Origin of the sequence: Paraburkholderia rhizosphaerae (assembly GCF_004366595.1) — a bacterium.
GTDB classification, from domain to species: domain Bacteria; phylum Pseudomonadota; class Gammaproteobacteria; order Burkholderiales; family Burkholderiaceae; genus Paraburkholderia; species Paraburkholderia rhizosphaerae.
In genome coordinates this window covers 298,215-312,129 of sequence record NZ_SORE01000006.1, presented here as the reverse complement: position 1 = coordinate 312,129, position 13,915 = coordinate 298,215, and the positions used below count along the sequence as shown (strand labels likewise).

The 13,915-nt window shown below is 62.6% G+C and carries 12 protein-coding genes; 2 read left to right on the top strand and 10 right to left on the bottom strand.

Annotated features, from left to right (window positions below; genetic code table 11):
- Positions 1–283: 283 nt before the first annotated feature.
- Positions 284–1,237, top strand: a complete 954-nt coding sequence (locus BX592_RS10750; protein WP_134191744.1) for a DMT family transporter — start codon at positions 284–286, stop codon at positions 1,235–1,237.
- Positions 1,238–1,249: 12 nt separating this feature from the next.
- Here the strand turns inward: BX592_RS10750 and BX592_RS34365 are convergent, their stop codons facing one another.
- From BX592_RS34365 to BX592_RS10700, 10 genes are all read right to left on the bottom strand, one after another.
- Entirely contained in the window at positions 1,250–1,510 is a 261-nt protein-coding gene (locus BX592_RS34365) for a hypothetical protein (RefSeq protein ID WP_134191743.1), read from the bottom strand.
- A 581-nt stretch (positions 1,511–2,091) separates the two neighbouring features.
- Entirely contained in the window at positions 2,092–3,282 is a 1,191-nt protein-coding gene (gene zigA, locus BX592_RS10740) for a zinc metallochaperone GTPase ZigA (RefSeq protein WP_134191742.1), read from the bottom strand.
- Between the two features lie 145 nt (positions 3,283–3,427).
- Positions 3,428–4,033: an NAD(P)H:quinone oxidoreductase gene (gene wrbA, locus BX592_RS10735; protein WP_134191741.1), complete on the bottom strand. Its 606-nt coding sequence runs from the start codon at positions 4,031–4,033 to the stop codon at positions 3,428–3,430.
- A gap of 305 nt (positions 4,034–4,338) precedes the next feature.
- Positions 4,339–5,241, bottom strand: coding sequence for an aspartyl/asparaginyl beta-hydroxylase domain-containing protein (locus BX592_RS10730; RefSeq protein ID WP_134191740.1), 903 nt, complete (start codon positions 5,239–5,241; stop codon positions 4,339–4,341).
- Positions 5,242–5,573: 332 nt separating this feature from the next.
- Positions 5,574–7,211, bottom strand: a complete 1,638-nt coding sequence (locus BX592_RS10725; protein ID WP_134191739.1) for a gamma-glutamyltransferase family protein — start codon at positions 7,209–7,211, stop codon at positions 5,574–5,576.
- Positions 7,212–7,262: 51 nt separating this feature from the next.
- A complete protein-coding gene (locus BX592_RS10720) occupies positions 7,263–8,168 on the bottom strand; it encodes an ABC transporter permease (RefSeq protein WP_134191738.1) in 906 nt (301 codons plus the stop codon).
- Positions 8,168–9,112 (bottom strand): ABC transporter permease, encoded by a 945-nt coding sequence (locus BX592_RS10715; protein WP_134191737.1) that lies wholly within the window; start codon positions 9,110–9,112, stop codon positions 8,168–8,170. Before BX592_RS10715 ends, BX592_RS10720 begins: the two co-directional genes overlap by 1 nt.
- Before the next feature lie 3 nt (positions 9,113–9,115).
- Complete coding sequence (locus BX592_RS10710) at positions 9,116–10,615, bottom strand: ABC transporter substrate-binding protein (RefSeq protein ID WP_134191736.1); 1,500 nt, start codon at positions 10,613–10,615, stop codon at positions 9,116–9,118.
- 55 nt (positions 10,616–10,670) lie between these two features.
- Positions 10,671–11,846 (bottom strand): ABC transporter ATP-binding protein, encoded by a 1,176-nt coding sequence (locus tag BX592_RS10705; RefSeq protein WP_134191735.1) that lies wholly within the window; start codon positions 11,844–11,846, stop codon positions 10,671–10,673.
- Positions 11,843–12,883 (bottom strand): ABC transporter ATP-binding protein, encoded by a 1,041-nt coding sequence (locus tag BX592_RS10700; protein WP_134191734.1) that lies wholly within the window; start codon positions 12,881–12,883, stop codon positions 11,843–11,845. Before BX592_RS10700 ends, BX592_RS10705 begins: the two co-directional genes overlap by 4 nt.
- A 135-nt stretch (positions 12,884–13,018) precedes the next feature.
- Between BX592_RS10700 and BX592_RS10695 the strand changes: the two genes are divergently transcribed.
- Positions 13,019–13,882: a LysR substrate-binding domain-containing protein gene (locus tag BX592_RS10695; protein ID WP_134191733.1), complete on the top strand. Its 864-nt coding sequence runs from the start codon at positions 13,019–13,021 to the stop codon at positions 13,880–13,882.
- Positions 13,883–13,915 lie beyond the last annotated feature (33 nt).

The following is a 13,915-nucleotide window of genomic DNA, read 5'->3' as shown; positions in this document are numbered from 1 at the left end:
AAACCGGTACAGCATGAGTTGATATGAGTATGAGCGGAGCGGCGCAGCGGGAAAGTCGCAGACGCAAGCCCCGCGGGCCAAACTCCGCGGGGGAGTATCACGCAGCGTAGGCTGTTTGTCATCTGTGATCAGATGAACTGTATTTTCCGGGAGACAGGTCGCGTTTGCGGGCGCTTGCCGACGTTTGCGGACCTTGGCAGGCAGACCCGCACGCTCCGTTATCATGTCGGCTACCCGCTTCGCTCTGCTGAATGCAGCTGCATCGATACGAGACCGCTTCCGCTTGAAAACCACGACTCGACAACACGTGCGCGCCAATCTGCTGATGCTGGTTGCCGCGATGATCTGGGGCTCCGCATTCGTCGCGCAGCGCCTGAGCCTCGATGCAATCGGGCCGTTTCTGTTTACGGGCTTGCGCTTTCTGCTCGGCGCCGGTGTCGTGCTGCTTTTGCTCGCGTGCATGCGGCCGCGGATGGCGGCAAGAGCGCAGGCTTTACGCGCGCGTTCACCTGCGCCGGATCACTTCGCATTAGTACGCGACGGCGCATTGCTCGGCTTGGTGCTCGCCGCCGCAATTTCGTTGCAGCAGATCGGTTTGCAATACACGAAGATCGCGAACGCGGGCTTTATCAGTTCGCTATACGTGGTGATCGTGCCGCTGATGGGCGTCGTGCTACGTCATCAGACCGCGCTCGGCACCTGGCTCGGCGCGGCGCTGGCCGCGCTCGGCATGTACTTTCTGAGCGTCGACGAGCACTTCTCGATGTTATACGGCGACTGGTATCAACTGGCCGGCGCGCTGCTGATCTCCGTGCAAGTCGTGCTGGTCGGCCGATTCGCGCGCCGGCACGATCCGCTCGCGCTCGCGTTGGCGCAATTTGTCGCGTGCGGCGTGATCTGCAGCGCAATCGCGCTCGCGTTTGAGCCCATCCGGGTCGACGATATCGTGCGCGCCGCACCGACCATTCTGTATGGCGGCGCGCTGTCGGTCGGCATCGGGTACACGATTCAGGTGGTCGCTCAGAAGGATGCGGCACCCGCGCACGCAGCCGTGATCTTCAGCATGGAAGGCGTATTCGCCGCGTTTGCCGGCTGGATCGTACTCGGCGAAACGCTGAGCGCGCGCGCGATGTTCGGCTGCGGCCTGATGTTGATCGGGCTGATCGTCTGTCAGCTGCTGCCAATATGGAATAGCCGCAGACAGTCCGTGTCGCCCGGTTGCGAGCGCGCGTCCTGAACACGCAACCCGCTATGCCGCTTCGGCGGCGAATCGCTCGTGCAAGCGCCTTGGCTTGTCGACCGTCGGTGGAAACACACACCAGCAGCCGTCGTCATGCCTGAAGAAGAAGAGCGCACGCAACCCATCGGCTGACAGCGTTTCGACGCGAACATAACGTGTGCCATCGCTACGCGTGCGGCTGAACTCCGTGACCCGCACCGGCCTTGTCGGCACCGGCGCCAACCACTTGTCTACGAGGCACCGCAGCGACTGCTCGCCCGCGGCTCTCACGACGTTCTCCAGCTCGGTTTGTCGCGGAACTCTTCCCGTGAGGTGTCCGGACTATCCCGCTCTTCCTCTTCTGCTTCAAGCTCCGCCAGTTCCATCTCGCGGATCACTGCGGCCGCACGCAAGGCCCTGCAGTTGGTTGAATGTCGGATATCGGAAAGCATCCGAACCATTTGCCGTGCTGTTCGACGTTTCATTACACACCCCCGCACTGCACAAAAGACTTGATAAAGCACTTTAACTTTATGCCTGGATTACCCGTCGCTGTATAGTTTTTGACGAAATAGCAACAGTCGATTTTGAATTAATCGGTATCGGGTTCCAGTGCGATCACTTTGCGCGTGCGACGCTAAGCGGGTCTGTGCGCTGGCGACCGCAGCGGCGAAGGTACTTCAGACAAACAGGAATAAGCCTGGCATCGGATATGCAGTAATCGCCAGTTCAAGCGAATGCGCTGCAACCGCAGCGCATTCGCCGGTATCGCGATGGTTCGCTTCCCTGGTTGTACGAGCAACCAACCGCGTGTTTGACGCGAGCGAGTCGCGGTTAATCGTGGCTCCTCGCATCCATCGCGCACAACACTGTCACTGACGCGTCCACGACGGAAACGGATCGTCGAATGCAAGCCAGCTATCGACACCGAGCATCAGTTCATCATCACCGAGCAGACACGCATCGAATCTGGCTTTTAACGCGGCTTCGTTCATATTCGTGCCGATCAGCACGAGCTCCTGCTGGCGGTCGCCGTATGGGTCCACCGAACGGCTTCTGATCACATCCAATGCGTCCGGGTTTTCCGGCCACATCGCTTTCGGCACCGCAGCCCACCATGTCCCCGCGCGTTGATAACGCGAGATGGCGCCCGCCTGCGACCACTCGCCGACCAGATCGTTGCGCGACGCGAGCCAGAAATACCCCTTCGACCGCACGACGCCCGGCCACTCCTGCTGAATCCAGTCGAAAAAGCGCCGCGGATGAAACGGCCGCCGCGCGCGATAGACGAAGCTGCTGATCCCATACTGCTCGCTCTCCGGGATATGTTCGCCGCGCATCTCCTTGAGCCAGCCCGGCGCCTGCGCAGCCGCTTCGAAATCGAACAGTCCGGTATTCAGAATGCGCTCGATCGGCACGCGCCCAAAGTGGCTTTCGATAATCCGCGCACGCGCATTCAATGCACGCAGCACGCCTTTGATGCGCTCAACATCCGCTGCGCCGATCAGATCGGTCTTGTTCAACACGATCACGTCGCAAAACTCGACCTGCTCGGTCAGCAGATCGACGACCGTGCGCTTATCCTCATCGCCCATCGTTTCGCCGCGGTCGGCGAGAAAATCATGCGAGCCATAGTCGCGCGCGAAGTTGTATGCATCGACGACCGTGACCATCGTATCGAGCCGCGCGATGTCGGACAGACTGCGGCCTTCTTCATCGCGAAACGTAAAGGTCTCGGCCACCGGCAACGGTTCTGAAATGCCGGTCGATTCGATCAGCAGATAATCGAAGCGCCGCTCTTTTGCGAGGCGCTGGATTTCGACCAGCAGGTCTTCCCGCAACGTGCAGCAGATGCAGCCGTTGCTCATCTCGACCAGCTTCTCGTCGACATGCGACAGCTGACTGCCATCGCGTACGAGCTGCGCATCGATATTGACTTCCGACATGTCGTTGACAATGACGGCCACGCGTTTGCCATCGCGATTGTTCAGAACGTGGTTGAGCAGCGTGGTCTTGCCGGCGCCAAGAAAGCCGGACAACACGGTGACGGGAAGCTTGTTCATGGATCTCTCATGCAAGGGGTTTATTGAAAAAGGCAAAGCCGGATACCCGATCCACGAATGTTATAATATAACACTTGATGCGTGCAGAGCCGCGCACAACGCGTGCGCGCCCGCAGGCGCGCTGCAAGCCGCCATCACACCGCCGCTAACCGAACATACGCGCGGCAATTTCAGCCACATGCTTGCCCTGATAGCGAGCGATATCGAGTTCATTTTTCGTCGGCTGGCGGCTGCCGTCCGACCCGGCAAGCGTGGTCGCGCCATACGGTGTGCCGCCGCTGACTTCATCCATATTGACGAGCCCCGCGCACGCATACGGCACGCCGATAATCACCATGCCGTGATGCAGCAGCGTCGAATGAAACGACGTGATCGTGGTCTCCTGCCCGCCGTGTTGCGTGGCGGTCGACGCGAACACGCTGCCGATCTTGCCGACCAGCGAGCCCTTCATCCAGAGCGCGCCGGTCATATCGAGGAACTGGCGCATCTGGCCCGCCATATTGCCGAAACGCGTCGGGGTGCCGAAGATGATCGCGTCGTAGTTGGGCAGATCGTCCTGCGTCGCGACCGGCGCCTTCTGGTCGAGCTTCACGCCAATCTTCGCGGCCATATCTTGCGGAATCGTTTCGGGCACCCGTTTGATATCGACGGATGTCGACGCGCCTGCTGAACGCGCCCCTTCCGCGACGGCATCTGCCATCTGTTCAATGTGTCCGTACATCGAGTAATAAAGCACGAGAATTTTCGCCATTTCACTCTCCGGAATAAGGCGACGCGCCGCGCGTCGGTGCGTGCGTCGACCGGTTCTAAGGAAGACTTCGGACGTCCCGTGCGGCTATGCAACCGGGCGAAAAGCGAGGAGGAAAAGTAGCAAACCGCGCCGGATGCAATGCGAGGATGCGGCGGCCAGACCGCGCGAGAACCTTTAGAGTGATAGCACTGCGAGGCGGCCAGACAAGCTCATTCTTACGCCTTTCGACAAATCGGATCACTGCAAGCCGTCGGCGCATAGGCAACGCGGCGACTACGCAAGACTGAAGCCGATGCCATGCAGGTTCAGATCAGATAGAACACGCTCGCGATAATCGACCCAAACAGCGTCCATTTGACGACGTAATAGGTCGGACGATGCCACGCCTTGATCTTCTTGCCGGCCCGGCGAATCGCATAGACATACTTGAACATCCGGTTCAGCACCCCGGTGCGGTCGCCTGCCTCGTTCGGCGACGCCGCCGCGCGCATCAGCGTGTTCGACACCAGGCGATTGACCGCAGCCGCCCAGCGGAAGCGCATCGGCCGCTCGATATCGCAGAACAGCACGATGCGCGACACGTTCGTATCGTTCTTCGCATAGTGAATGTAGGTCTCGTCGAAAATCACCTGCTCGCCGTCGCGCCAGTAGTACTGCTGTCCGTCGACGTCGATATAGCACTTCGGGTCCGCCGGCGTGACAAGCCCGAGGTGATAGCGCACCGACCCCGCGTACGGATCGCGATGGCGCACGAGGCTCGCGCCCGGCGGCAGTTGCGCGAACATCGCGGCCTTCACCGACGGAATGCCTTGCAACAGCTTTGTCGTGTACGGACACAGTGATTGGGCGGACGGATGCGGCGCGTCGTACCACTTCAGATAGAAACGCCGCCAGCCCGTTTTGAAAAACGAATTGAAGCCGATATCGGAGTAATTGGCCGCCGCGGCGATCTTCTGCGATGCGTCGACCGCGAGCGCCTCGTCGCGAATGGTCTGCCAGTTCGCACGAAGCGGCTCGAGTTCGGGAAACCACGACGACTCGATATACGGTCCGGGCTTGATCGGCGACAGCAGATAGCACCAGATATTGATCGGCGCGAGAAACGTCGAATGGTCAGACAGCTGACGCCAGAACTTGAACCGCTGCGTACCGCGATTGAATACATAGATCGCGCTAAATACGAACCACGCCAGAACAATCCACCGCATGATGGCTCCGGTAATTTTTTGTTAATGAAACTGTCAAAAAAAGTCTAGCGGAGATGCGAATTGAATGCATCCAGGTTCGCTAACTACAAGCGCTATAAGGAAAGTTGTGCGCAGCAGCGGGCATGCCCGCTATACGGCAGGCAAACGACCTGCGACCAGATGTATCGCGCTGCAACAGGAAGGCGCCGGACGATCGGTGTCGGGCGGGTGGCAGGAGGAAAGTCGACGGGAAAGGTCGGAAAAGAAAGCTCCGCGGGCGCATCAGCGGAGCTTGCCAGCGGAGGTGGCGATGAAGGTGACGATAAAACGCGCGGCTTGCAGCCGCGCGCCGTTTAAAACCCTGCGGCCAGCCCGTCGCGCCGGCTGTCGCTTGCCGCGACATAACCGCGCTCCGGCTCATTGCGATCGAGCCTCCAGATGTACTGGCCCGAGCCGAAGTCCATATACGGATCATCGAACGACTTGATCTGGTGCCCGCGCTGTTCGAGTCCGCGCACGCAGTCCGCGTCCAGATTCGACTCGACGTCGATCGTGAAGTCGCGGTTGACCTTCCAGCGCGGCGCATCGCATGCGGCCTGCGGCTGCTGACCGTAGTCGAGCATCCGCACGATCGACTGCAGATGGCCTTGCGGCTGCATATCGCCACCCATCACGCCGAAGCTCATCACCGCCTCATCGCGGCCGTTCACCTGCTGCGTGAGGAATGCCGGAATGATCGTATGGAACGGCCGCTTGCCGCCTTCGACAACGTTCGGTGACTGCGGATTCGTCGAGAAACCAAAGCCGCGGTTCTGCATCGACACGCCGTACTCCGGCACGACGACGCCCGAGCCGAAGCCCATATAGTTCGACTGGATAAAGCTGACCATCATGCCGCTCTCATCGGCCGCGGACATATAGATCGTGCCGCCCGCCTTCGGCATGCCGAAATCGAAGTGCGTCGCGCGCTTCGGATCGATCAGCTTCGCGCGCGACTTCAGGTACGCGTCGTCGAGCATCTGTTCGGGCGTCACTTCCATCGAGCGCGGGTCGGCCACGTAACGATAGATGTCGGCGAACGCGAGCTTCATCGCTTCGATCTGCAAATGCTGCGATTCGACGTTGTCAACCTTCAGCGATGCGACGTCGAACTGCTCGAGAATGCCAAGCGCGATCAGCGCCGCGATGCCCTGCCCGTTCGGCGGAATTTCGTGCACCTTGTAGCCGCGATACTGCTTCGAGATCGGCTCGACCCAGTCCGCGCGATAGTCGCGCAGATCGGCCGCCGTCATCGCACCGCCATGCTCGCGCGCAAACGCGGCGATACGCTCGGCGATTTCACCTTCGTAATACGCGCGCGGACCTTGTTCAGCGAGCAGCCGCAGCGTCTTCGCGTGACCCGGGTAGCGAATCAGTTCGCTCACCTCAGGCGCGCGGCCGTGCGGCATGAAAGTCTGCGCGAAGCCCGGCTGGTCTTTCAGTTCCGGCACCGCGGCCGCCCACTTGTGCGCGACGACGCTCGCCACCGCGTGGCCGCGTTCGCAGATCTCAATGGCCGGTTCCATCAGATCGGCAAACGACAGCTTGCCGAACTTCTTGTGCAGCGCTTCCCAGCCGGCGATCACGCCGGGCACGGTCACCGCGTCCCAGCCGCGCTTCGGCTGGATAGCGAGACCGTTCTCTTCACCGTACTTGCGTTTGAAGTAATCGACACTCCATGCAGCGGGCGCGGTGCCCGACGCATTGAGGCCGTGCAGCTTGTTGCCGTCCCAGACGATCGCGAAAGCGTCGCCGCCCAGTCCGCACGACACGGGCTCCACTGCCGTCAGCACCGCGGCGGCGGCGATCGCCGCATCGACCGCATTGCCGCCTTTCCACAACATCCGCAGACCGGCTTGCGCGGCCAGCGGATGCGACGTCGAAACGATATTGCGCGCGAACACCGGCAGGCGCTGCGTCGGATAAGGGTTTTGCCAGTTGAAACGTGTCATGAAAAACTCAAGCGGATGAAAGTAATGAAAGAGACCAACGGCGCAAAACAACTACGATTCACGCGGATCGAGCGCGTCGCGCAAGCCGTCGCCGAGCAGGTTAAAACCTAGCACAGCCAGGAAAATCGCGACGCCGGGGAACACGGACAGCCACGGCGCCTGGCTCACGAAGTCTTTCGCGGTGTTCAGCATCGATCCCCACGATGGCGACGGCGGCAACTGCCCGAGCCCGAGAAACGACAGACTTGCCTCGGCGATGATCGCCGTCGCGATCGTCAGGCTCGCCTGCACGATGATCGGCGGCAGCACATTCGGCAGGATGTAGCGCACGATGATTCGCGTATGACCGAGACCGATTGCCCGCGCGCCTTCGACATACTCCTCGGCCTTCACCGCGAGCGCCTGGCCGCGCGTCAGGCGCACGAAGCGCGGCATCGCCGAAATGCCGATCGCGGCCATCGCATTCGTCAGGCTTGGGCCGAGGAACGCGGCCAGCGCAATCGCGAGAATCAGGAACGGAATGGACAGCAGCGCATCCGCGATGCGCGAAATCACGCCGTCGATCAGCTTGCCGAAATAGCCCGCCAGCAGGCCAAGCGGCAATCCGATCACAACCGCGATCGCGACCGACACGACACCCGCCATCAACGACGCGCGCGCGCCATACAGCAGACGCGCGAACACATCGCGGCCGAGTTCGTCGGTACCGAACCAATGCGCGGCCGACGGCGGCTGACGCACGGTCAGAAAGCTCGCCTGCACCGGGTCGTAATGCGTGAGCCAGGGCGCGAACAGCGCCATGAACACGGTCAACAGCACGAGCGCGGCGCCGAACACGGCCGCGCGATTGCGCATGAACTTCGCGAGTCCGCGACGTTTGCGGCGCGGCAGCGTGGTCGCCGCGCCAGCACCGGCAGCGGACGACGATGGACGGACAGGAGCGGCGGGAGTGGCCATCAGCTGCGCCTCATTCGGGGATTAAGCACGATATACAGCACGTCGGCGCACAGATTGACGACGATAAACGACAGCGCGGTGACCAGTACGACGCCTTGCACAACCGCATAGTCGCGATTGAACACCGCGTCGACGATCAGCTTGCCGAAGCCCGGAATCGTGAACACCTGTTCGGTGAGCACCGCGCCCGCGAGCAGTTCGCCGAACAGTAGCGCGAGCACGGTGACGATCGGAATCAGCGCATTGCGAAAGCCGTGCTTGACGACCACGGTCGCGCGCAACAGGCCTTTCGCGCGTGCAGTGCGGATGTAATCGGTGCGCAGCACGCTCAACATCGCGCTGCGCGTATGCCGCATCAGTTGCGCCCCAAGCGCGGCACCGAGCACGAACGCGGGCATCAGCATGGTTTTGATGCTGAGCCAGAAGTCCTCGCTGGGTGACACATATCCGGATGACGGCAGCAACTGCCAGTGCACCGACACCAGAAAGATCAGCATGATGCCGAGCCAGAAGTTCGGGATCGACATGCCCGATAGCGCGAAGATGTTCGCTCCGTAATCGAGCGGGCCGCCGCGGCTCGCGGCAGAGATCACGCCCGCCGGAATGCCGATGCCGATCGCGAAGATCATCCCCATTACCGCAAGCTGGATCGTCACCGGCAGCTTCTGCGCGATCAGCGACGTGACCGGCACATCGGTGCGCAGCGACGAACCGAGATTGCCGTGCAGCACGTCCTTGACCCATAGCATGTACTGCGTCGGCACCGGCTGGTCGAGGTGATACTTGACGCGCAGCGCGGCGATCAGCTGTGGGTCCTGGTCTTCACCGGCCATCGCCAAAACCGGGTCGCCGGGCAATAGCTTCTGCAGGCCGAAAATCAGCATCGACACGAGAATCAGTGTCGGCACCGCGACCAGCAAGCGATTGGCGATGATCCTAAGCATGCTTCAACCCTTGACGCTCACGCCGGACAGGCGAATCAGACCGTCCGGATAGGCCTTGAAACCCTGCACTTTCTTCGACAGCGCGTACGGCCACGGCTGGATGTAGACATACGAGATCGGGTCTTCATCGGCCAGCAGCTTGAGCGCCGCCGCGTAGTCGGCCTTGCGCTGCTCGACCGTCGCGCCGACGCGCGCAGCGTCGAGCAGCTTGTCGACCTGCGGATTGCAGTAATGCCCGTAGTTCAGGTTGCCGTTGCACGTGTTGAACTGGTGCAGATTGCCGTCCGGATCGACCCGGCCCGACCAGCTGTTGAACATCGCCTGGAAGTCACCCGAATGCGCGGCGTTCAACTCGGCCGCGTAGTCGGTCGGCCGCAGCTTCAGGTTAAAGCCGGTCTCGCCGACCATCGCCTGCATCATCTGCACGATCTGGCTCGCCACCGTGTTGTTCGGATAGGTGAACTCGATGTCGACCTTCTCGTGGCCCGCTGCCTTCAGCAGCGCTTTCGCCTTCGCCACGTCGCGATGAATCGGCGGCAACGCCGCATCGAAGTACGGGCTCGAGCTCGCCAGACCCTGGTTGGCCGGCGTAAAAATGCCGCCGCCGATCACCTGATTGATCGCATCGCGGTCGATCGACAGGTCGAACGCTTCGCGCACCCGCTTGTCGCGCAGCACCGAGTTGCTGCGCGGACCATTGCCGATGTTGAACGTGACGTTCGCATAGCCGAGGCCGCCGATCGACACGAATTGCAGGTTCGCATCCCGCTTCACGCCCGCCACGTCGGACGGTGCGATGCGCTCGACCATGTCGAGCGAGCCCGAGCGCAGGTTCGCGAGACGCACCGTGCTGTCCGGAATCGGCAGGTAGACGATGCGCTGGATCGGGTACTTCGCCGAATCCCAGTAGCCGGGGAATTTCTCTAGCACGACGCGATCGTTCTGCACGCGCTCGACAAATTTGTACGGGCCGGAGCAAACCGGGTGCGCCGCGATGCCCGCCGGGTCCGACAGCGTCTTCGGCGCGAGCATCATGCCCGCACGGTCGGACAGCGAAGCCAGCAGCGACGCGTCGGGCTGCTTCAGCGAAATCGCGACCGTATCGTCGTCGACAACCGTCACATGGTCGACCGAGGCCAGCTCGCTCTTGCGGTTGCTGTTCTGCTGCGTCATGTAGCGATCGAGGTTGGCCTTGACGGCGGCCGCGTTGAACGGCTCGTCATCCTGAAACTTGACGCCCTTGCGCAGCTTGAAGGTCAGCGTCTTGCCATCCGCGCTCGTGCTCCACGAGGTCGCGAGCACCGGCACGAATTTCAGATCCGGCGTGATGTCGACGAGCGAGTTGCACAGCGACGCAAACACGACGCGGTCGACGAACTGCACGCTGCGTGCGGGATCGAGCGTGCCGATGTCGTCCTGCAAGCCGATCCGGATCTGGCTGGTCTGCGCCATCGCGGTGGACGCGCTCAGGGCGAGCGCCGCGGCAATCAACATTGTTCGCATGCGGTCTTTCCTTTCTTCCCGGTTCAATAAAGCGGTGTGGTGGTGTTCGGCTGCGTCACCCGGCAAGGCCGGCAGCCTGCGTGGCCTGCTGGGACTGCGCGGCTTGCGCAATCTGGCGTTCGCGATAGATCGCGAGCCGCTCGGTCAGCTTCGTGCTGACACTCGTGGCGAGCGGCGCACCGCCGCCCGCGTTCTGGATCTCGCGCCAGAAGTGACACGCGACGCGCCGTCCGTCCGCGAGCGTTTCGCTCGGCGGACGCTCCTGCGAGCACAGCGGCTTCGCATGCGGGCAACGCGGATGAAAGCGGCAACCGGGCGGCGGCGCGGTCGGACTCGGCAGGTCGCCGGTCAACGCGACTCGCGTGCGGCGCTCGTGCGGGCTGCTGACCGGAATCGCGCCAAGCAGCGCCTGCGTATACGGATGCAGCGGTGTGTCGAATAGCGCATCGACGTCGGCCAGTTCGACGATCTCGCCGAGGTACATCACCGCGACGCGATCGCTCATATGGCGGATCACCGCGAGATCGTGCGCGACCATGATCAGCGTGAGGCCGAGATCCTGCTTCAGCGTTTCGAGCAGGTTGATCACTTGCGCCTGCACGGATACATCGAGCGCCGACACCGGCTCGTCGCCGACAATCAGTTTGGGTTCCCCCGCCAGCGCGCGCGCAATGCCGATCCGCTGCCGCTGACCGCCGGAAAACTCGTGCGGATAACGATCGGCGTAGGCCGGCTGCAAGCCGACCGTCCGCAGCAATTGCGCGACCCGCTCGCGACGTTCGGCGCCGTTGCGCGCGAGCCCGTGCAGCGCGATCGGCTCACCGACAATCTGCCCGACCGTCATGCCCGGGTTCAGCGACGCGAACGGGTCCTGGAAAATCAGCTGCATTTCGCGCCGCAGCCGCCGCATCGGCGCGCCCTGCAGATGCGTGATGTCGCGCCCCTGGTACAGCACGCGGCCTTGCGTCGAGTCGATCAGGCGCAGCAGCAAGCGGCCGAGCGTCGACTTGCCGCAGCCCGATTCGCCGACGATCGCGAAGGTTTCGCCGGCCTCGACCGCAAACGACACATCGTTGACCGCATAGACCACGGGCGTGCGAGTAAACAGATGACGCTCGCCGCCGAAGTGCTTCGTCAGCGCGCGCGCTTCGAGGATCGGCGCAAGCGGCGCGTCCGCGCGAGCTACGTTCGTCGCGTTTTGCGCGTTTAGCGTGTTCGGCTTGCTGTTCATGCGACTTCCCTGCGAGGCGCGGCGAGAGCCTGTGCGGCGCCGTAGGCGGACTGCTCGACCGGCGCGAGCCAGCACGCGACGCGATGCACGCCCGCAATCGGCTGATCCGGCGGCGCGGCGTCGATACAGCGCTGTTCGGCAAACGGACAGCGCGGCGCAAAGCGACAGCCGTCAGGCATCTGTTCAGGAGACGGCACCGAGCCGCGAATCGTCGCGAGCGTGCCTTCGCGCTTGCCGGTCGACGGAATCGCGCCCATCAACCCGATCGTGTACGGATGCTGCGGATCGTCGAACAGATCGGCGACCGTGCCGTATTCGACAATGCGACCTGCGTACATCACCGCAACGTGATCCGCGACTTCCGCGACGACACCGAGGTCGTGCGTGATCAACACCATCGCGGTGCCGGTCTCGGCCTGCAGGTTACGGATCAGCGCGAGCACCTGCGCCTGAATCGTCACGTCGAGCGCGGTAGTCGGTTCGTCGGCGATCAGCAGACGCGGCCGGTTCGCGAGCGCCATCGCGATCATTACGCGCTGGCGCATGCCGCCGGACAGTTGATGCGGATACGCGTCGAGGCGCGTTTCCGGCGCGGGAATACGCACCAGGCGCAGCATCTCGAGCGCTTGCGCGCGCGCCTCGGCGCGATCGACGCCACGATGCCGCCGGATGCTTTCGGCGATCTGCTCGCCGACCGTGAACGCGGGGTTCAGCGACGTCATCGGCTCCTGGAAGATCATCGAAAGCCGGTTGCCGCGAATATCGGCGAGCTCGCGCTCGGTCAGCGTAAAGAGGTCCTTGCCGTCGAACACCGCGGTGCCCGACACGCGCTGCGCGGGCGGGCTGGCGAGCAGCCCCATCAGCGCTAGCGACGTGACGCTTTTGCCGCAGCCCGATTCGCCGACGATGCACAGCGTCTCACCGCCGCGGACCGCGAACGACACGTTATCGACGAGATTCGGCATCGCGGCCGAGCGCGAAAACTTCAATGAAAAGCCACTGACCTCGAGTACCGCTCGGCGCTCGGTGTCGCTCATGCTGTGACACTCCCTACTTGCTGGTCGTCCTCGAAGCGCTATTAAGCGTCGAATGAAACCCGGATTATGGGTGCGTCACTCGACAGAAAATATTAATATTTCTTGCCGACACTTAAGCTTTTCTTGAGTTACAAAATGCCTACGATGCGGATGTTAAAAACCTTTCGGGCGGTCGCGCGAACCGGGTCATTCGCGGCGGCCGCGGAGAAAGTCGCGCTGACGCAGGCCGCGGTCAGCCTGCAGATGCGCGGCCTCGAACAGGCGCTCGGCCGGCAACTGTTCGACCGTAGCGGCCGGCAGGTCGTATTGAGCCGCGACGGCCAGCAGATCTGGCCGAAGGTCGAGCAGATTCTCGATCTGCTCGACGAACTCGACGCCAACCCGGCCGATTCGATGGTCGGGCCGCTGACGATCGGCGCGGTGGTGTCGGTGATCGGCGCGCTGTCGCTGGTGGTCGCGAATCTGAAGACCGCGCATCCGCAACTCGATGTGAAACTGCTATCGGCGCGCTCCGATGAACTCGCGGCGATGGTCGAAGCCGGCGACGTCGATATCGCGGCCGTGGTCGCGCGGGCGGATGCGACGCTGCCGGATACGCTGAAGTGGACCACGCTGTACAGCGAGCCGCTGGTGCTGGTGGTTAGCAGCGAGATTGCCGATACCGACCCGCAGCGCATTCTGCGTAGTCACGGTTTTTTGCGCTTCGATCGGCGCGTGCGGACCGGGCGCGTCGTCGAGCAGGCGCTGCAGAAGGCCGGGTTGAGCGTGAGCGAATATCTGGAGCTGAACTCGATCGAGACGATCCTCGCGCTGGTGCGCGAAAACGTCGGCGTCGCGGTGCTGCCGCAACTGCATCGCGGTAACTGGCGCAACGATCCGTCGCTGCGCGTGCTGTCGATTTCGAATCCGCCGATGCTGCGCACGGTCGGGATGATTCAGCGCGCGTCGTATGACCGGCCAGGTATCACGCAAGCGATCATCGATACGCTGCACGGCTGAACGCGCCGCGCGACGCGTCGCTTTAGCGCAATA